The 23325-nt window shown below is 37.4% G+C and carries 23 protein-coding genes and 1 pseudogene; 14 read left to right on the top strand and 10 right to left on the bottom strand.

What is annotated here, in order from left to right; all coding sequences use genetic code 11:
- Nucleotides 1–131: 131 nt before the first annotated feature.
- The 4 genes from ACY2A0_RS13980 to ACY2A0_RS13965 all read left to right on the top strand — a co-directional run bounded on the left by ACY2A0_RS13980 (nt 132) and on the right by ACY2A0_RS13965 (nt 4081).
- Complete coding sequence (locus tag ACY2A0_RS13980; protein WP_461790093.1) at nt 132–1181, top strand: DUF6588 family protein; 1050 nt, start codon at nt 132–134, stop codon at nt 1179–1181.
- Between the two features lie 48 nt (nt 1182–1229).
- Nucleotides 1230–2096 (top strand): 1-aminocyclopropane-1-carboxylate deaminase/D-cysteine desulfhydrase, encoded by an 867-nt coding sequence (locus ACY2A0_RS13975; protein WP_461791580.1) that lies wholly within the window; start codon nt 1230–1232, stop codon nt 2094–2096.
- A 160-nt stretch (nt 2097–2256) separates the two neighbouring features.
- Nucleotides 2257–3588, top strand: coding sequence for an L-lysine 6-transaminase (lat, locus tag ACY2A0_RS13970; RefSeq protein ID WP_461790091.1), 1332 nt, complete (start codon nt 2257–2259; stop codon nt 3586–3588).
- A 100-nt stretch (nt 3589–3688) separates the two neighbouring features.
- Nucleotides 3689–4081, top strand: coding sequence for a hypothetical protein (locus ACY2A0_RS13965; protein ID WP_461790090.1), 393 nt, complete (start codon nt 3689–3691; stop codon nt 4079–4081).
- On the opposite strand, the gene ACY2A0_RS13960 is transcribed toward ACY2A0_RS13965, so the two are convergent.
- On the bottom strand, nt 4078–5439 hold the full coding sequence (locus tag ACY2A0_RS13960) for an acyl-CoA dehydrogenase family protein (protein WP_461790089.1): 1362 nt from the start codon (nt 5437–5439) through the stop codon (nt 4078–4080). The two genes, ACY2A0_RS13965 and ACY2A0_RS13960, sit on opposite strands and share 4 nt — an antisense overlap.
- Before the next feature lie 193 nt (nt 5440–5632).
- On the opposite strand from ACY2A0_RS13960, the gene ACY2A0_RS13955 reads away from it, so the two are divergent.
- Both ACY2A0_RS13955 and ACY2A0_RS13950 read left to right on the top strand, forming a co-directional pair.
- Entirely contained in the window at nt 5633–5869 is a 237-nt protein-coding gene (locus ACY2A0_RS13955) for a DUF433 domain-containing protein (protein WP_461790088.1), read from the top strand.
- 1 nt (nt 5870) lies between these two features.
- Nucleotides 5871–6215, top strand: coding sequence for a DUF5615 family PIN-like protein (locus ACY2A0_RS13950; RefSeq protein ID WP_461790087.1), 345 nt, complete (start codon nt 5871–5873; stop codon nt 6213–6215).
- Nucleotides 6216–6224: 9 nt separating this feature from the next.
- On the opposite strand, the gene bshB1 is transcribed toward ACY2A0_RS13950, so the two are convergent.
- The 3 genes from bshB1 to ACY2A0_RS13935 form a co-directional block, all read right to left on the bottom strand.
- Complete coding sequence (gene bshB1 / locus ACY2A0_RS13945; RefSeq protein ID WP_461790086.1) at nt 6225–6941, bottom strand: bacillithiol biosynthesis deacetylase BshB1; 717 nt, start codon at nt 6939–6941, stop codon at nt 6225–6227.
- Nucleotides 6942–7032: 91 nt separating this feature from the next.
- The gene (locus ACY2A0_RS13940; protein WP_461790085.1) at nt 7033–7539 is read right to left on the bottom strand and encodes a glutathione peroxidase; all 507 of its coding nucleotides are present in this window, start codon (nt 7537–7539) and stop codon (nt 7033–7035) included.
- A gap of 10 nt (nt 7540–7549) precedes the next feature.
- A complete protein-coding gene (locus ACY2A0_RS13935; protein ID WP_461790084.1) occupies nt 7550–8167 on the bottom strand; it encodes a DUF4294 domain-containing protein in 618 nt (205 codons plus the stop codon).
- A 110-nt stretch (nt 8168–8277) separates the two neighbouring features.
- On the opposite strand from ACY2A0_RS13935, the gene ACY2A0_RS13930 reads away from it, so the two are divergent.
- The 4 genes and pseudogenes from ACY2A0_RS13930 to ACY2A0_RS13915 all read left to right on the top strand — a co-directional run bounded on the left by ACY2A0_RS13930 (nt 8278) and on the right by ACY2A0_RS13915 (nt 12803).
- Nucleotides 8278–10488, top strand: a complete 2211-nt coding sequence (locus ACY2A0_RS13930) for a RelA/SpoT family protein (RefSeq protein WP_461790083.1) — start codon at nt 8278–8280, stop codon at nt 10486–10488.
- A gap of 141 nt (nt 10489–10629) precedes the next feature.
- A pseudogene (locus tag ACY2A0_RS13925) lies at nt 10630–10719 on the top strand (four helix bundle protein); the annotation flags it as partial.
- Between the two features lie 289 nt (nt 10720–11008).
- Entirely contained in the window at nt 11009–11485 is a 477-nt protein-coding gene (locus ACY2A0_RS13920) for a Fur family transcriptional regulator (protein ID WP_113635567.1), read from the top strand.
- A 40-nt stretch (nt 11486–11525) separates the two neighbouring features.
- Nucleotides 11526–12803: an adenylosuccinate synthase gene (locus ACY2A0_RS13915; protein ID WP_461790082.1), complete on the top strand. Its 1278-nt coding sequence runs from the start codon at nt 11526–11528 to the stop codon at nt 12801–12803.
- A 34-nt stretch (nt 12804–12837) separates the two neighbouring features.
- Here the strand turns inward: ACY2A0_RS13915 and ACY2A0_RS13910 are convergent, their stop codons facing one another.
- Nucleotides 12838–13434 (bottom strand): tetratricopeptide repeat protein, encoded by a 597-nt coding sequence (locus ACY2A0_RS13910; protein ID WP_461790081.1) that lies wholly within the window; start codon nt 13432–13434, stop codon nt 12838–12840.
- A 79-nt stretch (nt 13435–13513) separates the two neighbouring features.
- Here ACY2A0_RS13910 and ACY2A0_RS13905 point away from each other — a divergent pair, with 79 nt between their 5' ends.
- On the top strand, nt 13514–14767 hold the full coding sequence (locus ACY2A0_RS13905; protein WP_461790080.1) for an anthranilate synthase component I family protein: 1254 nt from the start codon (nt 13514–13516) through the stop codon (nt 14765–14767).
- Nucleotides 14768–14803: 36 nt separating this feature from the next.
- Here ACY2A0_RS13905 and ACY2A0_RS13900 read toward each other — a convergent pair whose 3' ends face one another.
- From ACY2A0_RS13900 to ACY2A0_RS13885, 4 genes are all read right to left on the bottom strand, one after another.
- Nucleotides 14804–15610, bottom strand: coding sequence for a M48 family metallopeptidase (locus ACY2A0_RS13900; RefSeq protein WP_461790079.1), 807 nt, complete (start codon nt 15608–15610; stop codon nt 14804–14806).
- A gap of 65 nt (nt 15611–15675) precedes the next feature.
- On the bottom strand, nt 15676–16323 hold the full coding sequence (gene plsY / locus ACY2A0_RS13895) for a glycerol-3-phosphate 1-O-acyltransferase PlsY (protein ID WP_461790078.1): 648 nt from the start codon (nt 16321–16323) through the stop codon (nt 15676–15678).
- Nucleotides 16324–16378: 55 nt separating this feature from the next.
- The gene (gene nadC, locus ACY2A0_RS13890; protein WP_461790077.1) at nt 16379–17221 is read right to left on the bottom strand and encodes a carboxylating nicotinate-nucleotide diphosphorylase; all 843 of its coding nucleotides are present in this window, start codon (nt 17219–17221) and stop codon (nt 16379–16381) included.
- A gap of 48 nt (nt 17222–17269) precedes the next feature.
- On the bottom strand, nt 17270–17668 hold the full coding sequence (locus tag ACY2A0_RS13885) for a DUF4783 domain-containing protein (RefSeq protein ID WP_461790076.1): 399 nt from the start codon (nt 17666–17668) through the stop codon (nt 17270–17272).
- 135 nt (nt 17669–17803) lie between these two features.
- On the opposite strand from ACY2A0_RS13885, the gene gpmI reads away from it, so the two are divergent.
- Nucleotides 17804–19324 carry a 2,3-bisphosphoglycerate-independent phosphoglycerate mutase gene (gene gpmI, locus ACY2A0_RS13880; RefSeq protein WP_461790075.1) on the top strand — a complete coding sequence of 507 codons (1521 nt, stop codon included), beginning with the start codon at nt 17804–17806 and terminating at the stop codon, nt 19322–19324.
- A gap of 86 nt (nt 19325–19410) precedes the next feature.
- Nucleotides 19411–19941, top strand: a complete 531-nt coding sequence (locus tag ACY2A0_RS13875) for a hypothetical protein (RefSeq protein ID WP_461790074.1) — start codon at nt 19411–19413, stop codon at nt 19939–19941.
- Nucleotides 19942–19949: 8 nt separating this feature from the next.
- Here ACY2A0_RS13875 and ACY2A0_RS13870 read toward each other — a convergent pair whose 3' ends face one another.
- Nucleotides 19950–20573 (bottom strand): tetratricopeptide repeat protein, encoded by a 624-nt coding sequence (locus tag ACY2A0_RS13870; RefSeq protein ID WP_461790073.1) that lies wholly within the window; start codon nt 20571–20573, stop codon nt 19950–19952.
- Between the two features lie 282 nt (nt 20574–20855).
- Here ACY2A0_RS13870 and lon point away from each other — a divergent pair, with 282 nt between their 5' ends.
- A complete protein-coding gene (lon, locus tag ACY2A0_RS13865; RefSeq protein ID WP_461790072.1) occupies nt 20856–23324 on the top strand; it encodes an endopeptidase La in 2469 nt (822 codons plus the stop codon).
- The last annotated feature ends 1 nt before the right edge of the window (nt 23325 follow it).

The following is a 23325-nucleotide window of genomic DNA, read 5'->3' as shown; positions in this document are numbered from 1 at the left end:
AGAGTAAGCATGAAGCAGCAAGGAGACACGAAAATGAAGAACTTTACACAAAATGTTAAGATAGTAATGAATTTTTTTCCATATTTAATTAAAAAGATATATTTTCGACCCTGAAAATCAAACAAATAGATATGGAACGTACATTTAGAGCGCTAAAAAACACCCTTTTGTTTAGCGCTTTTTTATTGCCTGCAACATCAATGGCACAAGATGAAATTGGAGCTGCATTTAAAGGAGCGCCAGCAGACGCTTCGAAGTTAACTCAAGCCTATTTAAAGCCAATTTTTACTGGACTTGGTACAGCAATCAACTCTGGCTGGTATACATCAGCTAAAGCTAAAAACACATTACGTTTTGACTTAAGATTTACCGCTACGGCCGCAATTGTACCAAACAGCGATAAATCATTTGATGTTCGCAGCTTGGGTTTAACAAGCATGGCTCCTGCACCAAACGCAAATCCTATTTCTCCAACTTTTTCTGGAGATGATACGCAGGGAACAAGGATGAGATTAAATCCACCTTCTGGCTTTCCGGCTGACCCAAATAGCGATTTTAATTTGCCTAACGGAACAGATTTTGGCTATATTCCTGCACCGCAATTACAACTAACCGTTGGTATTCCTCAAAATATTGATATTTCTTTGCGATATATTCCAAAGGTAGACTTAAAAGATTATGGTCAAATTGATATGTTTGGCGCAGGCGCTAAGATTGAAGTTTTGCCGCTAATTTTGAGCAAAGCCAAAAAAGTAGTTCCTATTGATGTTGCTGTAGCCTTGGGTTTCACTCAACTTAACTATGGCCTGCCTCTATCAGTTGGATCTAACCCTAATCCAAATCAGCATTTAACTACAAAGATTAAAGGTATGAGTGCTGATGCGATAGTTTCAAAAACGATAGCTGTATTTACGCCATTTGCAAGTGTTGGTTACCAAAAATCGGAAAGCAGCCTAAAAGCGCTAGGAACCTATGAGTTTCAGGTACCGGTTTCTCCAGCTACACCAAGTGGCCGTCAAACTTATAATGACCCGTTTGCTTTTTCACAGACTGATGTAAGCGGAATGAGAGCTTCACTTGGATTTCAATTGCAATTAGCATTTTTCAGAATTTATGCTTCATATACGCAAGCGAAATATGCATATGTTAATGGTGGCATTGGCTTCGGCATAGGAAAATAAAATTTTTAAAAATCATTTTAAAAGCTTCTCTTTGGAGAAGCTTTTTTTATGCAATTACCTAGTCCAATTCATAAGGTGTCATACCGTGGTCTTAACTTTTTTATAAAGAGAGATGACCTCATTGACCCTTTTATATCTGGCAATAAATGGCGTAAGCTCAAATATATCCTACAAAAAGCCAAACAACAAAACAGCTCACATTTGGTCACTTTTGGTGGAGCGTACTCTAATCACCTATTGGCTACCGCAGCTGCCGCAGCAAAACATCGGCTTAGCGCCAGCGCATTTGTTAGAGGAGAAGTGGTAAGCAATGAGATGCTACTGTTATGTAAATTATTTGGGATGCAACTCCACTTTGTCAGTAGAGATGCCTACAAGGACAAACTGCATCTATTTAATCAAAACTACGCAAATACCGATGCCTATTTTATTGACGAGGGCGGTGCCAGCGAAGAAGCAGTACTGGGATGTTCGGAAATCATTAATGAGCTGAAAGAACCATTTGACCATATCTTCTGTGCTGCGGGCACTGGCACAACTGCAGCAGGACTATTGAAAGGCATCAATCAAATGCAGTTAAACACGCATCTTCACGTTGTACCAGTTTTAAAACCAGGTAAATTTATACGTGAAGAAATAGTTTCTTATGAGAACAATACTGATTGCCTAAGTCTACACTACGAATATCATTTTGGTGGTTATGCTAAAACAAATGCTCAACTGATCAATTTTATTAAAGATTTTACCGCACAAACTGGTATACTTTTAGACCCCATTTATACAGGAAAAATGTGCTATGCGCTCATTGATTTGGCAGAGAAAGGAATGCTGTCTTCCGGGGAGAAAATATTGGCAATTCACACCGGTGGCTTGTTCGGAATTCTAGGAAAAAAAGCGGAGTTTGATAAAATTTAACGGAAATATTTTTCCACATTCCAGAAAAAAAATGCAAAAAAAACCTAAAAACTAGGTTTAAACAATTTAAACCTAGTTTTTGAACTGGGAGTCTAAAAACCGCTCAAATTTGATATTTTGGCACATTTTCATAAATTTGAGTTACACCAAAACTAAAATTATGTATCAAATAAGTGTAGCTCCAGACCAAGTTACCGCAACATTAAAAAAGCACATTCTTGCAGATGGTTATGACCTAACCTACGATATTGAAAAAAGCCAGGGTGCTTATATTTACGATGCTAAATACAATAGAAAACTACTAGACTTTTTCACTTGTTTTGCGTCTGTACCATTAGGCTATAATCATCCTAAAATGGTAAATGACGAAAACTTCAAGCATCATTTATTACTTGCCGCCTTAGCTAACCCTTCCAATTCAGATGTTTATACGCAACAATATGCAGAATTTATAAAAACCTTCTCGAGGGTGGGCATTCCTAATTATCTACCACATGCCTTTTTAATTGCCGGTGGTGCCCTAGCAGTCGAAAACGCATTGAAAGTAGCTATGGACTGGAAAGTTCAGAAAAACTTCGCTAAAGGTTATAAGGAAGAAAAAGGATTCAAGGTATTACATTTTGAAAGAGCATTTCACGGTCGCAGCGGATATACATTAAGTCTCACGAATACTTTACCTGATAAAACTAAATGGTTTGCAAAATTTGATTGGCCTAGAGTAAGCACGCCGCAACTGAAATTTCCTTTAAATGATGAAAATTTAAAGACTGTTGAGGAAACGGAAGCCGCATCAATTGCTCAAATTAAACAGGCTTTCGCTGACAACAAGGATGATATTTGCGCTATCATTGTTGAACCAATTCAATCTGAAGGTGGCGACAACCATTTAAGAGAAGAGTTTTTAATTCAACTGAAAAATTTAGCAGATGAAAACGAAGCATTCTTAATTTACGATGAAGTACAAACGGGCGTTGGTTTAACTGGTAAATTTTGGTGCCACCAGCACTTCAGTGAAAAAGCAAGACCAGATATTGTTGTATTTGGCAAGAAAATGCAAATCTGCGGAATTTTAGTTGGAAACAAAGTGGATGAAGTAGAGGGTAATGTGTTTAGGGTACCGTCAAGAATCAATTCAACTTGGGGCGGCAACTTGGTAGATATGGTTCGGTCTACACAAATCTTGAGCATTGTTGAAGAGGATCAACTGTGCGAAAACGCCGCAAATGTAGGTGCTTATTTACAAAGCCAACTACGCGAATTAGCTAAAAAATACGATAAGATGAGTAACGTGCGGGGTCGTGGGCTGCTGTGCTCATTTGATTTTCCGAATAAGGAAATGCGCAACAAATTTGTGGAAAAAGGAATGGAAAACAACGTGATGTTTCTAGGTTGTGGCAATCAAACAATTCGTTTTAGACCAGCATTGTGCATTGAAAAACAACATATCGATGAAGGCGTTGAAGTAATGCACAAAATACTTACAACACTATAATAGTTCATACAAAAAGGCGTTAGATGACAATTTTAACGCCTTTTTTATATCATGACCTCACAAAAACAAAATAAACATCTAGATAATTTAACTTGCGGACATGAAAAAAATCGGGATTGGCTTATTTGTTTTAGGGTTAATTGCATGGATGTTAAAAGATACATTTAAGTCATCTGGAATTGATCAGCTTAAAGGTGGCTTCACCGAAATTGCCAAATACAGGAACGAGAACAATACTGGCCCTGTCCAAAGAATTTATGCGGTAACCGTTAAAGATACTGCACAGGCCGAACTGCTCAAGTATGGAGATGCGATGCCACATACCAAATATGGCAATACGAAAGTCTACTTCTTCCTTAATGCACAGGATGCCCCTAAAAAACTATACCCAGGCAACGTAAATTTCGAACCTCAATTCAATGCTTTGTGCTTTGCCAGATATGAAAAAAGTGCGATGGGCAATGTAGGTTTAGTCAAATGGCCTTACCGTTAAACAAACGCCGAGAATCCAGTAATTGCCCTACCAACTATCAGTGTATTGATTTCTTTGGTGCCTTCATAAGAATAAATTGCTTCAGCGTCAGCAACAAATCGTGCTACGTTATATTCCAATAAAATACCGTTACCGCCCATTACTTCCCTAGCCTTGCTTACCACGTCTCTGGTACGAAGTGAGCAAAATACCTTTGCCAAAGAGGCATGTTCATCCTTAAGCAACCCTTGATCTTGCAATTGCGATAAGCGGAAACACAGTGTTTGCATTGCAGTGAGATTAGAGAGCATCTCTACCAAATGATTTTGTATTAACTGAAACGAGGCGATAGGCTTACCGAACTGTTTACGAGTCCTGGTGTAATCCAATGCATTTTCATAAGCACCTCGAGCACAACCTACTGCCTGCCACGCAACTCCAGCTCTGGTCATTTGCAACACCTTCGCCGTATCTTTAAATGAATTGGCATTTTGCAGTCGATCACTTTCCGCTACTCTACAATTTGTCAATGTAATCAATCCATTTTGAACAATCCGAAGTGCCATTTTATTCTCCATCTTTTCCACCGCAAATCCCGGATTATCTTTTTTAACGATAAACCCTTTAACTTCACCGCTATCTTCGTCCCTAGCCCAAATCACCAAGATATCTGCAAAAGTTGCGTTACCTATCCACTTCTTTTGTCCATTTAACACCCACTCATCTCCTACTTTTTTACAAGTAGTTGTTAAGCCACCAGCAGCCGCCGAACCTACTTCAGGTTCAGTTAAACCAAAAGCTCCAATAATTTCAAACTTTTGCATGCGTGGAAGCCATTGCTGTTTTTGCTCTTCTGAACCACAGATATAGATGGAGCCCATTGCCAAGCCACTTTGAACACCGAAAAAAGTAGATAGAGAAGTATCTATCCTAGCCATTTCCATTGCTAAAATTCCTTCCATTAAATTTGATTTTCCGGGACAGCCATAGCCTTTGTAGGTTAAACCACAAATATTAAGTTCCGCCAGCTTTGGAATAATCTCAAAAGGAAATTCGGCCTTATTCCAATAATGATTTACAATCGGTTTAACTTCCTTTTCTAGAAATGCCCTGACTTTTAATTGCAGCGCTCTATCTTCTTCGTTGAGTGCCTCGTCACCTAAGTGGTAAAAATCTCCTTCGATGGGCGGAAGTTCTTTTTTACGATTACTACCACCCATCATTTTCATCATGCCTTGAAGCTGTTTTTCATCTAAATTAGAAATTGTCTCTACCATTTTAGGCAGGTCAACTTTTTTAGATAAAGCATCAAGTTTCTGAAAATCTACACTTTTAAATAATTGATATGCGTTTTTTAATGAGGAAAATAGGTTAGCCATAGATGGGAATTTAAGTAAAAACTAAAAGTCAACCGCGGACTTTATTCTTTCACTTAAAACACCGAAGCGGCAAAATTGTTGGGAGATGACCTGTGTTCTAGATAATTTCACATCAATATCTATCGATCTAGCTATGTTTATAGATAAATACATTATGACATAATTTTTCGTAAATTTGTTAAAGAAAAAAGCAATGGAACAGATTTTTGATCGCATCTTTATAGATCCTAATATTTGCAATGGCAAACCAATCATCAGAGGTAAAAGAATCACTGTGCAAACTATTATGGAATTTTTGAGCAGCGGTGAAAGCCATAAATCAATATTAGAACAGTATCCTTCATTAGAGGCTGAAGATATTGTAGCCTGTTTGAAGTTCGCTACAGAACTAACAAATCACAGTTTCGTAATCAAAAAAGCAGTAGCTTAAGATGCCTGCTAAGTATTTAATCGATGTAAATCTTCCAAGATTTTTCTCAGTCTGGAATGATGAAGACTATATACATCAATTTGATTTAGGTGATGAGTGGACGGATTTGGAAATTTGGAATTATGCGAAACTAAATCATCCAACAATCATCACGAAAGACAGCGACTTTTCAACAAAAATGATTATGCAAACACCTCCGCCAAAGGTAATCCATGTCCGATTAGGTAATGTTAAAATGCGCCAGTTTCATGACATTCTCTCTAAGCTCTGGCCTCAAGTAATTGAACTAAATTCGAACTACAAGTTAGTTAATATTTTCCATGATCGGTTAGAAGGAATAGAATAGCACTAAATATTACCTTAAATCAAACAAGCTATCTACACCCAATAATTTCCTAGAAGTGAAACCTTCCCCATATTCCGCTCCAATATTTTTGCCCATTTCCCTGGCCCTAGCAATTACCGATTGTAAAAATGCCGGCGTAGATATATAGGTCTGTGGCTCATCTTCACTTGGACTATCAAACTGAGTTTTAAAAGCTCTTATCGCGTCAAGCTTTTGTTCCATCTGTTCAGAAATATCCACAATAATATCTGGCTTAATGTAAGTATCTTGAATGTATTGTAATGTCAATCTTGGTCTCCACGGTTCCTGAACCTTTCCATCGATGGTTGTCTCTATTCTGCGTAAACCCGAAAGAAAAATAGCATCATTCGCTAGTTCAGACGCCCTTCCATGATCAGGATGCCTATCGAATAATGCGTTAGTAAAGATAATTTCAGGTTGATATTTCCTGATCATCTCGATTACTTTTAGTTGGTGAGCTTCATCATTTTTAAAGAATCCATCTTTTATGCCAATGTTCTCCCTGGCATGAATTCCCATAATGGCACTAGCATTTTTGGATTCTTCTGCACGGGTTTCTGCTGTACCTCGGGTTCCTAGTTCTCCTTTAGTAAAATCAACAATTCCTACTTTTTTACCTTGGGCTATATGTTTAATTATCGTACCTGAACAACCTAATTCGGCATCATCTGGATGAACAGCTAGTACCAATAAATCTAATTTCATCAAAAATCAATTTTAAGTGAATAAAGGATTAAATAAGAAAATACTTGCTAACGATGATGTACGCCATTTTCTAATTACTTCAATTAATCATTTACTCATTTTCTTGTAACAACCTTTGTATTTTTTTCTTCACTTTGGAAGAAGTGGGCTTGGTAAAAGGAAAGAAATATTCTACCACCTCCCCTTTTTTATTCACCAAATATTTATGGAAATTCCAACGTGGCGTTGATGTTAACTTGCCATTCAGTTTTTTATCTGCCAAAAATTTAAATAACGGATGAGCTTCCTTGCCCCTAACCATCACTTTATCAAAAATGGGAAATTTAACACCGTAATTCACTTCACAAAACTCATTAATGGCGGTACCATTTAAAGGTTCTTGTTTACCAAAATCGTTGGAAGGAAAGCCAAGCACTTCGAAACCAAGTTCATGAAATTCGTCTTGTAACTGTTGTAGTTCTTTTAACTGTGGAGTAAAACCACAACCTGAAGCAGTATTTACAATCAACAAAACCTTGCCGCTATAATCAGCCAAGTTTTTTTCTGTTCCGTTAATTAAGCGAGCTTTAAACGGATACACTGTTGGATTTACATTCATATTTTTAATATCACTGGTAGTAACCAGAGCCTCTAATAATCGATTCGATATCTCGATCTTCTTGAACACTGTAGGTGCTTTTAAGATTATGTCCTACCACTCTGGCAACTAGTTGATAGGAAAAGGCTGCAAACTTACCTTTTGTTTCCTTAACAATATCGTAAGTCGTTCGTCCAACTTCCCTATCAATTAATTTAGTTAATATTTGTCCCTGTGTAATGGTCAACTCTTTAATTTCAGTGTTGAACATTTTTTTAATCTCGTTATCACACTCTTTTACTAAGCGTTTCTGTTCTTTTTTATCGGCAACTAAAGCTAAATCTCTTTCTAACTTCTCATACCTTCTTTTAGCGAATAACGCATAAGGCATCACCTTCAGCACGTTGTATCTCAATCTGTTATAAGCAGCTTGTTCCTGTGGCGACTTCCAAATCCGTTGACCTAAGATCACTACCTCTCTCAGTCCGATCCACGGGATCATATAACCTCGATCATAAGTTGCAGCAACACGAATGGTATCATTTTTGCCTAATTTCGGCCAAATAGCAGTTGCTAAGCTATCTTGTGCTTTAGCACTTAGCGCAGCAATCATGACAATTGACAGAAAAAAAAGACGATAAAATTTCATAAATTTATGGCTGCTCAAAGTTAAAGCTATTTCATATATTCGTTTTAACTACAAACCTAATATAGCACTTTATAGTTTAAAATTACTATAATTTGACCTAGAAAATACAAATGAAGAACACTTTAGTTATAGATCTGGAAGCGGAGAAAAAAGAGATACTAAAACGGTATAGGGCTTTGCTACGTGCCTGCAAATCAACGTTACAAAAAGGAGATAAGAAGGAGATAAGGAAAGCTTTCGACATGGCGCTGGAAAGCCATAAAGACATGCGCCGTAAATCTGGAGAACCCTATATTTACCATCCTATTGCCGTAGCACAAATTGCTGCTGAAGAGATTGGCCTTGGCACCACCTCAATTGTATGCGCCCTACTCCATGATGTTGTGGAGGATACTGATATTACGTTAGAGGATATCGAAAGAGAATTTGGCAAAAAAACTGCGAAGATTATCGATGGCTTGACCAAAATATCAGGTGTTTTTGACACCAACAGTTCCCTACAAGCTGAAAATTTTAGAAAAATGCTACTCACCCTTGCTGATGATGTAAGGGTAATTTTGATTAAGTTGGCTGATAGGCTACACAACATGCGGACGATGGATTTTATGCCGCGTCATAAGCAGTTAAAAATCGCTTCGGAAACAATCTACCTCTATGCACCTTTAGCACATCGCTTGGGTTTATATGCCATTAAGTCTGAGCTTGAAGATCTTTCGATGAAATATTTGGAGCCAGATACGTATAAATATATCGCCACTCAACTCAACGAGAAAAAAGCCGAACGCAACGCATTTATTAAAAGCTTCGTTGAGCCAATTAACGACATTTTAGCTGAGCAGGGATTGATTGCCAACGTTTATGGCCGTCCAAAATCCATCCATTCTATATGGAACAAAATGAAGAAAAAAAGTATTCCGTTTGAAGAGGTATACGATCTTTTTGCCATTAGAATTATCTTGGACAGTTCGCCCGAAAGTGAAAAAGCTGATTGTTGGAAAGCGTATTCCATCGTAACCGATTTATACCGGCCAAACCCCGATCGTTTACGCGACTGGGTATCATCGCCAAAAGGAAATGGATACGAATCATTGCACACTACTGTAATGGGTCCAAAAGGACAATGGGTAGAAGTACAAATTCGTACGCAACGGATGAACGAAATTGCAGAAAAAGGCTTTGCAGCGCATTGGAAATATAAAGAAAGTAGTAACGACAATGGATTAGACCAGTGGATTCAAAAAGTACGTGAAATGCTGAGCAATCCGGAGTCCAATGCATTGGATTTCTTGGATGATTTCAAGATGAACCTCTTCTCTGACGAGATTTTCATTTTCACTCCAAAAGGCGCTTTGTTACAACTTCCTTTGGGGGCTACAGCTTTAGATTTTGCTTTTGAAATACATACAGATATTGGAGCAAAATGTATTGGCGCAAAGGTTAACCATAAACTGGTTCCTCTCTCTTATAAATTGCAAAACGGCGATCAAGTTGAAATCATCACGTCAAGCAAACAAACACCTAAAGAAGATTGGCTGAATATCGTAGTTACCGCCAAAGCGAAATCCAAAATTAAATCTTCACTAAAAGAAGAGAAACGTAAAATTGCTGAAGAAGGCAAAGAACTTCTTGAGCGAAAGCTTAAGTCCCTAAAAATCACTTACAACACGGACAATCTCAACAAATTGAGCTACTTTTTCAAACTACAGTCTACACAAGATTTATTCGTGGCAATAGCTACAGGAAAAATTGAATTGAAAGACCTGAAAGAGTATGTAGCAAGCGAAAAAGAAATAGAAAATCGTGGCAGCGAAAAAGTAAACGATAACGAGCGGATAGATGCCCTTTTGAAAAAAGTAAAAGGACCAGAATCTGACGTACTTTTAATTGGTGAAGACCTCCAAAAGATTGATTATACTTTAGCCGCTTGCTGTAACCCGATCCCTGGTGATGATGTGTTTGGATTTGTAACAGTAAACGAAGGCATTAAAATACACCGAACTAATTGCCCTAATGCCGCACAGTTAATGGCCAATTATGGCTACCGCGTGGTGAAGGCCAAGTGGAATAGGCAACAAGAATTGAGCTTTTTAACGGGATTAAGAATTGTTGGCATTGATGATGTAGGTTTAATCAACAATTTAACCAAGGTTATTTCGAACGACTTTCACGTTAATATTCGATCAATCACCGTTGATACTAACGACGGAATTTTTGATGGAACCATCAAAGTTTTTGTAAATGATAAAGACCATTTGGATAACCTCATTAAAAACTTATTAGCCGTAAAAGGTGTAACTGGCGTAACGAGGTTTGATGATTAATTTAATTGTGAATGGTTAATTGTTAATGTTGAAGGAAAATGTTATGAAGACTAAAAGCTTCAAGTTTTCTATCCGTATCGTAAACTATATCAATATCTCCAGAGCAATAAAAAAGAATTTGTTTTAAGTAAACAATTACTTCATTCTGGTACAAGTGTGGGTGCAATGGTACGTGAAGCTGAACATGCAGAAACTAAAGCTGATTTTAAACATAAAATGGGTATTGATTAAAAGGAGATTAATGAAACAATTTACTGGCTAGAGCTCTTGAGGGCTACAGATTATCTCGAACAAGATTAATTCGAAAGTATTAATTTAGATGCAGTAGAAATAATTAAACTGATTACTTCCATTTTAAAAACGGCTAAAAACAATGCTTAGCATTACTTTATTAGATTTATAGACTAACCATTAATCATTAATAACTAATCATTAACAATCTATCATTTTATCAACATAAATCTTCGTATTGCTTTAATCTCTGTAATCAATTGACTACCTTTGATTGGAGTTTAAAACTATGTCTGAACAGAACACAAGCGAGTTAGTTAGAAAGATATTTGAAGCCTATCTCGAAAATAAGAACTTAAGAAAAACCCCTGAGCGTTTTGCTATCCTAGAAGAAATCTACTCGAGAGATGATCACTTTGACGTAGAGACCCTTTACATACACATGAAAAATCAAAAATACCGTGTAAGTAGAGCTACGGTTTACAACACTTTGGAGTTGTTGGTTTCTTGCGATTTAGTTACTAAACATCAGTTTGGTAAAAACATGGCGCAGTTCGAAAAATCATATGGTTACCACCAGCATGACCACGTAATCTGTATTGATTGTGGCAAAGTAGTTGAATTTTGTGATCCTAGAGTAGGGCAAATCCAAAGTATGGTTGGCGACTTATTGAAGTTCGACATCAAACACCATTCGTTAAATCTTTATGGCATTTGCTTCGACTGTAGTGCCGCAGCAGCCATCAAAAATAAAGCACATAATTAATTTCACATATCCATTCTTATTCTCTTTTTAATTTAAAATAATGACGCAAGTAGATGTACTACTAGGCCTACAATGGGGCGATGAAGGTAAAGGCAAAATTGTTGATGTTCTTAGCCCAAAATATGATTTAATTGCACGCTTTCAAGGCGGCCCTAATGCTGGACACACTTTGGAGTTCGACGGCAAAAAATTCGTTTTAAATACTATTCCATCAGGTATTTTTAATGAAAAAACCATGAACCTAATTGGTAATGGTGTGGTAATTGACCCAATTATTTTAAAAAGAGAGCTAGATAATTTGAAAGCCGCTGGCCATGATCCAGTTGGTGCAGGAAAATTAGTGTTGGCACGCAAAGCACATTTAATTTTACCTACACATCAATTGTTGGATGCTGCTAATGAGCAAAAAATGGGTGCCGGTAAAATTGGATCTACCCTAAAAGGCATTGGTCCAACTTATATGGACAAAACTGGTCGTAACGGAATACGCGTTGGCGACACTACCTTGCCGGATTTTAAAGAAAGATATCAAAAACTAGTTCAAAAACACAAAGAAATTCTTTCTCACTATGAGTTTGAATATGATTTGACCGAAAAAGAAGCTGCATTTTTCGAAGCCATCGAATTCATCAAATCAATTCCTCACGTAGATAGCGAACATTTTGTGAACGGCTATTTAAAAGAAGGCAAAAAAGTTTTAGCTGAAGGTGCTCAAGGTGCATTGTTAGATGTTGACTTCGGTTCTTATCCTTTCGTGACTTCTTCAAATACAACTACCGCCGGCGCTTGCACGGGCTTAGGAATTGCTCCTAATAAAGTTGGTGAAGTGTATGGTATTTTCAAAGCTTATTGCACCAGAGTTGGTGGCGGCCCTTTCCCTACTGAACTTTTTGACGAAACTGGGGAAACTTTACGTGCGGTTGGTCACGAGTTCGGGGCAACAACTGGCAGAGCTCGCCGTTGCGGATGGATTGATTTGCCTGCTTTGAAATATGCAATTATGCTGAATGGCGTAACCGAACTGATCATGATGAAGGCGGATGTGCTAGATGGATTTGATACCATTTACGCTTGTACACATTATGAGCATGACGGACAAACTATTGACTATATGCCTTATGATATTATTACTGTTGAGCCTAAGCCAGTATTAAAAGCAATTGAAGGCTGGAAAACTGATTTGACTAAAATCACTTCAGTAGATCAAATTCCAGCTCAATTGAATGACTATATCGCATTTTTAGAAAAAGAACTAGAAGTCCCTATAAAGTTCTTATCGGTTGGACCAGATAGAACTCAGACACTGACATTAAAATAAATGAATAAGCCCCGACAAAATCGGGGCTTATTTATTACTCGTCGTCCAACAAAGTAACACATGTTTTGCCCAACGGCTTTATTCTATTAGTGATAGCTTCGGCGGTTTGAGGTTCCTTAATACTTTTATATAAATTTAGGATAATCGCTAAAGTTTGTTCATCGGGTTCACATGCCTGGTATTTTTCCAAATGCGGCAAAGCCTTTTTTACCATTAGCTTATAACTATCGAAAGCTTTGGCATTAGCAGCAGCGTTCTTAGCGGATGATGCTTCGTTCATTTGCTTAACAAAAGGCTTAGTTTTATTAAGATAGATGAAGCCTACGGCCCTGTGAATCACCGTATAATTCGGCTCCCTTTTAAGTGACTCATTATAGTGTGCTAAAGCATTATTATCATCACCAATCTCCTCATACATCCTTCCTAAATGATATTCCGCATTCGCAACCTGGTTAACACTCAGTTCATTCTTTCTACTCAATAAAGCATTGATTTTTTTGATATCATCCTCATTTCCTTTCGTAGTTCGATATACAGTAAAGGCATGATATTCGTCCCTTATAGATTGTTGTGCAATTACTTGACAACAAATAACCAGAGCAGTACAAAAAAGCATTAATTTTTTCTTCATAATTACATTGTTAAGTCTGAAAGATAAAAATATATTTTTATAACTGCTCCATTTCATTTTATAACTTTGTCTTTACAAAATGACGGAAGCGCAAATCTCAGAATTCAAAGAAAAAGCCATCCGATATGCTTCAAATTTCGAAGTATGTTGCTACTTGGATTCGCATCATTACTTAGATAAATACGGCAAATACGACTGTTTAATTGCTTTTGGAAAAGAACGGGAGCTTTCCGTATCTACAGGAGATGCATTCGATTCACTTAAAAAATTTACAGAAACTTATCAAGATTGGCTATTCGGATCATTTGGGTACGATTTAAAAAATGAGATTGAAAACCTACCTTATAAAAAGGAAGATCCGGTGCAATATCCTGATTTATATTTTTTTATTCCACTCCACTTAATTTCAATAAGTAAAAATGAAATTAAAGTATTAAAAGGTTCCGCCACAATTCTTGATGAGATTTGGGCAAGCAACTTTATAAAAAAAGATAATTTTCCAAAAATTGATATACAAAGCAAGTTAACCAAACAAGTATATATTGAAACGATACAGCGCATTCAGCAACATATTAAACGAGGCGATATTTATGAAATGAATTTCTGCCAAGAGTTTTTCGCTGAAAACGCCGTAATCGACCCACTTTCAGTGTACCAACAATTAGCTAAACTCTCTCCAACCCCATTTTCCGGATATTTTAAATTAAAAGATAAATATATTTTATCGGCAACGCCTGAACGTTTTTTAACCAAGCGTGGGACTATACTTACTTCACAACCTATTAAAGGAACTGCTAGAAGAAGTACCGAAGAAACTGAGGATGCAGCAATCAAACAAGCGTTGAGCACTAACAAGAAGGAACAAGCTGAAAATGTGATGATTGTGGATTTGGTAAGAAACGACATGACAAAGAGTGCGGTGAAAGGCTCGGTAAAAGTTGACGAGCTATTTGGAATTTATTCATTCCCTCAAGTACATCAGATGATTTCAAGCATTAGCTGCCAGCTTTCGCCCCAGGTCCATTTTGTGGAAGCTATCAAAAATGCTTTCCCTATGGGCTCCATGACCGGCGCTCCGAAGTTAAGAGCGATGCAGCTTATAGACCAATACGAAAAAAGTAAAAGGGGAATTTATTCTGGCTCAATGGGTTATATCACGCCAGATAGAGACTTCGATTTCAATGTAATCATCAGAAGTATTATTTATAATAGCACTAACAGATATCTTTCATTTCAAGTGGGAAGCGCCATTACTTATCAAGCCGATGCGGAAAATGAATATGATGAGTGCTTATTGAAAGCTTCCGCTATAATGAGCGTATTAAAAAATTAGCTAATTAGCAGATTTGCTAATTAGCTAATTAAAGAATTACTTCGCTTTATAATATTTCATCGCTTCTGGTAAATCTCGCTGTATTTGAGCAATTCTTGATTCATCAGTTGGGTGCGTACTTAAGAACACTGGCGGTTTTGCACTTCCTGCACTCGCTTGGGCCATACGCTGCCAAAAACCTACGGCTGTACTTGGGTTATATCCGGCCATTGCCATAAAAGAAAGTCCCATTTTATCGGCTTCTAATTCTTGTTTTCGGCCGTAACTTAAAATTGTCAGTTGTCCACCCACGCCATAAGCAGCGTTAATATATTGAGCATATTTAGAATCCGCAGTAGCTACACCAACGGCAGCACCTAAGCCTTGTGCCACAGTCATTTGAGATGCCCTTTCGGCCGAATGCTGTGCAATGGCATGCGCTACTTCGTGTCCCATTACAGTAGCTAAACCAGCTTCATCTTTAGTAACTGGTAAAATGCCGGTATAAACTGCAATTTTACCACCTGGCATGCACCAAGCATTGATTTCTTTACTATCAATAAGATTGTATTCCCATTTATAATTTTTGATCTGGTCGCCGTAACCATTCTGATTCATATACTGAGTTACAGCCGCAGCAATGCGCTGTCCAACGCGTTTTACCATAGCCGCATTAGCGTTGTTTGATGAAACTACTTTTGTTTGAGGATCGCTTAATAATTGAGCGTAACCTATCGCCGCTTGTTGTTGCAATTGACTATCATCTACCAAACTTAGCCTGCTACGACCAGTTAATGGCACCGTTGAACATGATGAGATAGCAAGAATAGCGGTTGCCATTCCAAATAATATTGTTTTTTTCATGATTGTAAATTTTTCACACACAACACATAACTCTCCAAACTTACTTTTTGTTTGGGAAATTTATGTTAGGCCTGTTTTTTCTTAAAAAGATAAACTTTGGATTCCTTCCCTTTCAGCAGTCGTTCAATATTCTTCTGGTGCGTGACGAGGATGAGTACACAAACACAGATGCTATAGAGCACTTCCGCTTTAACCGAAGATTGAAAAACAAATACTGTGCCTAATGGAAACGTGAAACCAGCACAGATAGAACTTAAAGAAACATATTTAGAGACAAGCAATACCGTAACAAACACACTAACGCACAACAATGCTGCCCATGGATTTACTGCTAAAACCATCCCAAACAATGTAGCCACACCCTTTCCGCCTCTAAATCCGGCAAATATTGGAAACAAATGTCCCATAACTGCAATAACGCCCAAGGCTAGCTCGTAGTTCACAAATTGTGCTGAATACTTTGGCCCTGTTACAGACAACCCAATTAGATAGGCTAATTTAGTAGCTGTATAGCCCTTAGCAATATCTATTACCATTACAATGATACCTGGTTTTTTTCCTAGTACCCTAAACGTATTAGTTGCTCCTGCGTTTCCGCTTCCATACTCTCGAACATCAATTCCGTAAAAAGCTTGTCCAAGCCATACAGCAGTGGGGATTGATCCAAGAAGATAGGCCGCTATCAGCGCACAAATGGAATAGATTGAAATCATCGGCTACAATGATAGTAAAAAAATAGTTTGTAAATAACAGATTTGGTAAACATCACTAAAATGCTTTCAAACTCAAATCCAAACTTTTTACTGAATGAGTTAACGCTCCCATCGAAATAAAGTCTACACCGCAGGCCGCATATTCCGTAACATTTTCTTCGGTAATACCTCCCGATGCCTCCGTAACAAACCTTCCATTAATCAATTCAATTGCTTCTTTTAATACTGGTATGGGAAAGTTATCGAGCATTATCCTATCTACCTTACCAATTTCTAGCACTTGTTTAAGTTCGGCAATATTCCTTACTTCAATTTCAATTTGCAATTTTTTACCAGTGGCAGATAGATATGCATTGGCCTGATTAATTGCATTAACAATTCCACCTGCATAGTCAACATGATTATCTTTAATTAAAATCATGTCGTATAATCCAATTCGATGATTTACGCCTCCCCCTATTCGCACTGCCCATTTTTCTAAATATCGTAAACCGGGAGTGGTTTTTCGGGTATCAAGAACTTTAGTTTTATAATTTTCCAAACGTTTTACGATGCGATTGGTCTGGGTAGCAATGCCACTCATTCGCTGCATACAATTAAGAACCAGGCGTTCCGCCAGCAATATACTATGTGTATTTCCAGCAACTGTTAAAACAATATCGCCAACACTCACTTCTTGCCCATCATTTATCGAAACATCTACTTTAAGCGAGTCATCGATTTGATTAAATATCTCTAGGGCTAACTCAACACCTGCTAATATGCCGTTTTCCTTTACAATAAGCTTCGCTTGTCCTTTTGTTCCTAACGGAATTGTCGATAACGAAGTGTGATCTCCATCACCCACGTCTTCGGCAATGGCGTTTTGTATAAAGGCATCAATAATTTTCTTGTCCAATGCTAAAATATTTGCCACAAAAATAGCAAAATACGCATCAATTGAGAACTATCTCTCAGGTTCGATTCTTAACTCATTGATTAAAAAAGCATTACCGCTTTTCTTCATCGTTACGGTAATCCTAAACTTGTCTGTTTTTGTCTGTAAGGAAAGAATAGTTAGTCTATAATTTGGGCTATTGCTGAGTTTGTGTACAATGGTTGCTCTTAATGGCGAATTTTTCAGAAAGAAATCTTTTAAAATCTGTTCCGCTTGTGCTCTATTATATACATCTTCCTGATCAATAATGATTAGTTCAATAGACGGGGCGAAGCTTTTTGCAATCTCTTTTGAATTGCCTTGTTTGAAATTTAAAGCTAACTCATCAGCAATATCGCCTTGCGTAACAGCCTGTGGCTGCAAATGCAGAAACATCACCATGAGCGCAAGTAGAGATTTAAACATCATCTTTTAAAACTAAAATCAAGTTACAGCTAAAACTATGCCATTCGCTCGCAATTTAATTGAAATAATTGGCTTAGAGGCTTAATTTTGAAGTATATTTGTAAATATTTAAATCTGTTACAAAAACATCAACAATAAATGGAAACTAAAAAATTGGTTTTACTAATTCTCGATGGTTGGGGATATGGCAAAAAGGATAACTCTGACGCGGCATTTGCGGCAAACACGCCGTTTTTTGACTCTTTACTACGCAATTATCCTAACTCAAAACTAGAAGCATCTGGAGAAGCAGTTGGCCTACCCGCAGGGCAAATGGGAAACTCTGAGGTTGGACATATGAATCTTGGTGCCGGAAGAGTGGTTTATCAAGAATTAGGACGCATCAACAAAGCCATTGCCGACCGGACTTTAAATACCAATGTAACCTTGTTAAATGCTTTTGCCTATGCTAAAGCCAATCATAAGCCAGTTCATTTCATTGGCCTAGTTTCCGATGGTGGCGTACACGCCCATATTAATCATTTAATGGCTTTATGCGACGCCGCAAAAGAAAACGGCCTTAGCGATGTTTTCATTCATGCATTTTTAGACGGTAGAGATACCGATCCAAACGGTGGTTTAAATTACATTAAAACGCTGGATGATCATCTTGCAACATCTACTGGAAAAATAGCGAGCGTTATTGGTAGATATTATGCAATGGATAGAGACAACCGCTGGGAACGCGTTAAATTAGCGTATGATGTGATGGTTAATGGTGTTGGAGAAAAATCAAACAACGCTGAACTTGCCATACAGCGGTCATATGCTGAAGGTGTTACAGATGAATTTGTTAAACCAGTTGTAATTGTAGATGACCAAGGAAATCCAACAGCCACAATCAAAGAAGGCGACGTAGTGATTTGCTTCAATTACAGAACAGATAGGGGAAGAGAAATTACACAAGCGCTTTGCCAAAAAGACTTCCCAGAACAGTGCATGAAAAAGCTGCCACTGTACTACGTTACTATGACTAGCTACGACGAAAGTTTCGAGCATGTAAATGTAGTTTTTACTAAAGATGATTTGAACAATACACTCGGAGAGGTTTTAGCTGCAAATGGAAAAAATCAAATCAGAATTGCCGAAACAGAAAAATATCCGCATGTTACTTTCTTTTTTTCAGGTGGCAGGGAAAAAGAATTTGACAATGAAAAAAGAATTTTAGTTCCATCGCCCAAAGTTGCAACATACGATTTGCAACCTGAAATGAGTGCAGCCGGCATCACCTCTGCAATTGTTAAAGAGCTAGAAAGTAAATGGCCTGATTTTGTTTGCTTGAATTTTGCCAACCCCGATATGGTAGGTCATACCGGTGTATTTGGAGCGGTAGTTAAAGCAGTAGAAACAGTTGATGCTTGCACTCAAATTGTAGTGGAAACTGGTTTGGCCAACGGCTACTCGTTCATCATTTTAGCAGATCACGGAAATGCTGAATTTATGCTAAACCCTGATGGATCTGTAAATACGGCCCATACCACTAACTTGGTTCCTTGTATCTTAATTGATAAAGACTATAAAACCGTTGCAAACGGGAAGCTAGGTGATATTGGCCCTACCGTTCTTAAAATAATGGGCATTAAAGCTCCGGAAATCATGACAGGCAGCTGTTTAGTTTAAACTTGGCATTTAAAGGCACGAAACATTTCACACTGTTTTGTGCCTTCTATATAAAAACACTTTTTTATTGCTATCGAGCTATTGCTATGAAGAAAACCACCTTAGCGGCATTTGCATTACTTTTATTTTCTTGTGGACAATCCAGTGAAGAGCCAAAAAATGTAGACAGGTCAAGCTATTTCGACATTTCGGGATATTTTGGTAAAGAAGCGAGCAGGCTTAAAAAAGCGAATCCCACGGTTAGCAAACAGGTAATCGTGAAAGGTGAAAAAGAAGTTAAGAACATTAAGATAACAGATTGGGACACCGAACTTGCAAGTTATGTCAATGCCGATATCAATAAGACTTCATGGCGTAACCAATTTTCGATTTCTAAAAATGACAGCTTAACCATCTATACTACCAACAACCCTAAAATTCCAGTAAAAAAAGTGGAAGTGCACAGCCTTGGCAATAAAGTTGTTGGCATTAAAATTTTTAAACTAAGCGAAAATGCCCTGTATGATGCGGTTGATACGTTAATATACTTTGCTGACAGTATCTACATCATCAAAAATGAACAACAAATAAAGTTATTGGGCAAAAAAAGATACGAGATTACGGCAACGTTTAAATGAAACAAGAGCTATTTTAAACTTGCTACCTGCGCCTTCACGTATTCGATCATATTAGACACATCTTTTTTTAAGGGCTGCATCGTCAATATCTTCTGAAAATCGGCGATAGAATTATTAAACAAACTCACGCATCCGGCCTTATCGGCTTTTTTCTTGATCAAATAAGATTTGAAAATACCGTAATCCTTATATGCTATTCCCCTATTCTGTAAAATTTGGACATCTTCCTCCCCGCTAATCTCCATAGCTTTCGAAAAATCAGCAATTGCAGCGGTATAAAAATTCTCACGCATTTGAGCCTGACCTTCTTTAGGCATATTAGCAATGTTCAATCGAGCTTTACCGCGATAATAGTAAGCAGAATAATCAGGTTTAAGCGCTATTAACCTGGTATACGCAGCGATAGCTCTTTCAAAATCTCCATTTTGGAAATAAGAATAGCCAAGCATTTTAAGCACATTGGCATTATTAGGATCTTTAGTTTCAGCTTTTTCAAGTTGAGCAACAGCAGTTTTAAAGTCACCTTTCATCCAAGCTTGAGTACCTTGCTTTTCGTAGCTACTTTGTGCAAATGATGAAAAGCTACACAATAGTGCAAATAATACTAGACGGGGTTTTGCAAAAAATTTCATTCAGAAATATTTAAATAAGCTATAAAACCAAAAGTAGGTGCTTAAAGTTTTTAAACTACACATTTTTATATATGCAATTATATCAATAAACGAGCAATTATCACAATTATGATTTGTGCTAAATAATTTGTGACGTTTTTACAGCCATCGTATAAAATAAGGCGTAATGAAAACATTTATTACTTTTGGCACAAGAGTTGAAACTACTGTATTTTATTGATGAAATTTTAAAAGGGCGATAATGCTGTCATATTGTCGCTTGCTTACACTAACAAATAACCGATGAGCAAACAAGATCCGTTTGATTTTATAAATACTTTACCCATTATTAACGAAGACACCGAGTTTTTCCCATTAATGTCGCAACAAGATGAAGATGACATGAATAATGAGGAAACTCCTGAGATATTGTCGATTTTACCTTTGAGAAACACCGTTTTATTTCCTGGTGTAGTAATTCCTATTACTGTAGGCAGAGATAAATCTATCAAATTGATTAAGGAAGCCTATAAAGGTGACAGAGTGATTGGTGTTGTAGCTCAGAAAGATGTTTCTATCGAAGATCCAACTTTTGAACAATTACATGGTGTTGGTACAGTAGCAAATATCATTAAGATGCTGCAAATGCCTGATGGAAATACGACAGTAATTATCCAAGGAAAGCAACGTTTTCAATTAGTTCAGGAAGTACAAACTGAACCCTTTATTAAAGCGGTAGTAGCTAAATTCAATGAAACGAAACACAAAAACGACAAAGAATTTAAAACACTAGTTGCGGCAATTAGGGAAATGTCATCGCAAATTATTCAGTTGTCACCAAACATTCCTAGTGAAGCTGGTATAGCGTTGAAAAATATCGAAAGCACTTCGTTTTTGATCAACTTCATATCATCTAACATGAACGCTGAAATGGCAGAAAAGCAGAAAATGCTAGAAACTGCCAATTTACGTAAGCGTGCCGAAATGGCAATGGATTTATTGACCAAAGAGCTTCAAATGCTGGAGCTTAAAAATCAGATCCAATCGAAAGTTAGAACTGATTTAGACAAGCAACAGCGTGATTATTTTTTAAATCAGCAGCTGAAAACCATACAAGAAGAGTTAGGAAATTCATCAGATCTTGAATTTGAAGCACTTCAGGCTCGTGCAAGGAAAAAGAAATGGAAGCAAGAAGTTAAAGCTCATTTTGATAAGGAGTTAGAGAAGCTTGGGCGAATGAATCCAGCTGCACCAGATTATTCGATACAGATGAATTATTTGGAGTTGTTGTTAGATTTGCCTTGGAATGAATTTACCAAAGATAATTTCGATTTAAAAAGAGCCCAGCGCATTTTGGACAAAGATCACTTTGGCTTAGAAAAGGTAAAGCAACGTATCATCGAATATTTAGCTGTTTTAAAGTTAAAACGTGATATGAAAGCGCCTATTTTGTGTTTGGTTGGCCCTCCTGGAGTTGGAAAAACATCTTTAGGAAAATCAATTGCCAAAGCGTTGAACCGAAAATATGTACGTATGGCGTTAGGTGGCGTTAGAGACGAAGCGGAAATTAGAGGGCACCGTAAAACTTACATCGGTGCAATGCCGGGCCGTATTATCCAATCCATTAAAAAAGCGGGCGCTGATAACCCTGTTTTTGTACTGGATGAAATAGATAAAGTAGGTTCTGATTTTAGAGGTGATCCTTCATCGGCTTTGCTTGAAGTGCTAGATCCGGAACAAAACAATGCTTTTAATGATCATTATGTAGAAGCGGAATACGATTTATCCAACGTTCTGTTTATTGCTACGGCAAATTCACTGAGTACTATTCAGCCAGCCTTGTTAGACAGGATGGAAATCATTGAAGTGAACGGTTACACCATAGAGGAAAAAATTGAAATCGCTAAAAAGTACCTTTTGCCTAAACAAAAAGAGGTGCACGGATTGGACAACAAGCAAATCACGCTTAAAAGTTCACTAATTGAGAAAGTGATTGAAGATTATACCCGCGAAAGTGGTGTGCGTGGATTGGAGAAAAAGATAGGTTCGCTAGTGCGTGGAATTGCCACTAAAATAGCTATGGATTTGCCTTACGAACCAACATTAGATATTCAGGATGTAGAAAAAATATTAGGCGCTCCAATTTTTGACAAGGATGCCTACGAAGGAAATGAAGTAGCTGGTGTAGTGACAGGTTTAGCTTGGACACAAGTTGGCGGCGATATCCTATTTATTGAAGCTAGTTTAAGCCCCGGAAAAGGAAAATTGACGCTTACCGGTAACTTGGGAGATGTAATGAAAGAATCGGCAGTTATTGCTTTAGCTTACATTAGGGCGCATGCCGCACAGTTTGAAATCGACCACGAAATATTTGACAACTACGATATTCATATTCACGTTCCTGCTGGTGCCACACCTAAAGACGGCCCTTCAGCCGGTATCACCATGTTAACTGCGTTAACTTCGGCATTTACGCAACGTAAGGTAAAACAAAACTTAGCCATGACTGGGGAAATTACATTACGTGGAAAAGTGTTGCCTGTGGGTGGAATAAAAGAGAAAATTTTAGCTGCTAAACGTGCTAATATTAAAGAAATCATTTTATGTAAATCTAACAGGAAAGATATTTTAGAAATCAAGGAAGATTACATCAAAGACTTGAATTTTCACTATGTAACTGAAATGCAAGAGGTTATTAATTTAGCACTAACAAAAGACAAGGTTAAAAATCCTATTGATTTAACGATCAAAACAAAATCTGTTGCAAGTTAAT

The organism is Pedobacter sp. (genome assembly GCF_965249885.1).
Classification (GTDB): Bacteria; Bacteroidota; Bacteroidia; order Sphingobacteriales; family Sphingobacteriaceae; genus Pedobacter.
The sequence above is the reverse complement of the archived record's forward strand: the minus strand, read 5'-3'. Positions and strand labels throughout refer to the sequence as shown.

Coding starts and splice junctions, on each gene's coding strand:
- ACY2A0_RS13955 (WP_461790088.1), top strand. CDS start 5,633: ATGGAACAGATTTTTGATCGCATCTTTATAGATCCTAATATTTGCAAT.
- ACY2A0_RS13965 (WP_461790090.1), top strand. CDS start 3,689: ATGAAAAAAATCGGGATTGGCTTATTTGTTTTAGGGTTAATTGCATGG.
- ACY2A0_RS13960 (WP_461790089.1), bottom strand. CDS start 5,439: ATGGCTAACCTATTTTCCTCATTAAAAAACGCATATCAATTATTTAAA.
- ACY2A0_RS13875 (WP_461790074.1), top strand. CDS start 19,411: ATGAAGAAAACCACCTTAGCGGCATTTGCATTACTTTTATTTTCTTGT.
- ACY2A0_RS13915 (WP_461790082.1), top strand. CDS start 11,526: ATGACGCAAGTAGATGTACTACTAGGCCTACAATGGGGCGATGAAGGT.
- lat (WP_461790091.1), top strand. CDS start 2,257: ATGTATCAAATAAGTGTAGCTCCAGACCAAGTTACCGCAACATTAAAA.
- lon (WP_461790072.1), top strand. CDS start 20,856: ATGAGCAAACAAGATCCGTTTGATTTTATAAATACTTTACCCATTATT.
- plsY (WP_461790078.1), bottom strand. CDS start 16,323: ATGATTTCAATCTATTCCATTTGTGCGCTGATAGCGGCCTATCTTCTT.
- ACY2A0_RS13905 (WP_461790080.1), top strand. CDS start 13,514: ATGACGGAAGCGCAAATCTCAGAATTCAAAGAAAAAGCCATCCGATAT.
- gpmI (WP_461790075.1), top strand. CDS start 17,804: ATGGAAACTAAAAAATTGGTTTTACTAATTCTCGATGGTTGGGGATAT.
- ACY2A0_RS13975 (WP_461791580.1), top strand. CDS start 1,230: ATGCAATTACCTAGTCCAATTCATAAGGTGTCATACCGTGGTCTTAAC.
- ACY2A0_RS13930 (WP_461790083.1), top strand. CDS start 8,278: ATGAAGAACACTTTAGTTATAGATCTGGAAGCGGAGAAAAAAGAGATA.
- ACY2A0_RS13950 (WP_461790087.1), top strand. CDS start 5,871: ATGCCTGCTAAGTATTTAATCGATGTAAATCTTCCAAGATTTTTCTCA.
- bshB1 (WP_461790086.1), bottom strand. CDS start 6,941: ATGAAATTAGATTTATTGGTACTAGCTGTTCATCCAGATGATGCCGAA.
- ACY2A0_RS13870 (WP_461790073.1), bottom strand. CDS start 20,573: ATGAAATTTTTTGCAAAACCCCGTCTAGTATTATTTGCACTATTGTGT.
- ACY2A0_RS13980 (WP_461790093.1), top strand. CDS start 132: ATGGAACGTACATTTAGAGCGCTAAAAAACACCCTTTTGTTTAGCGCT.
- ACY2A0_RS13935 (WP_461790084.1), bottom strand. CDS start 8,167: ATGAAATTTTATCGTCTTTTTTTTCTGTCAATTGTCATGATTGCTGCG.
- ACY2A0_RS13910 (WP_461790081.1), bottom strand. CDS start 13,434: ATGAAGAAAAAATTAATGCTTTTTTGTACTGCTCTGGTTATTTGTTGT.
- ACY2A0_RS13900 (WP_461790079.1), bottom strand. CDS start 15,610: ATGAAAAAAACAATATTATTTGGAATGGCAACCGCTATTCTTGCTATC.
- ACY2A0_RS13920 (WP_113635567.1), top strand. CDS start 11,009: ATGTCTGAACAGAACACAAGCGAGTTAGTTAGAAAGATATTTGAAGCC.
- ACY2A0_RS13885 (WP_461790076.1), bottom strand. CDS start 17,668: ATGATGTTTAAATCTCTACTTGCGCTCATGGTGATGTTTCTGCATTTG.
- ACY2A0_RS13940 (WP_461790085.1), bottom strand. CDS start 7,539: ATGAATGTAAATCCAACAGTGTATCCGTTTAAAGCTCGCTTAATTAAC.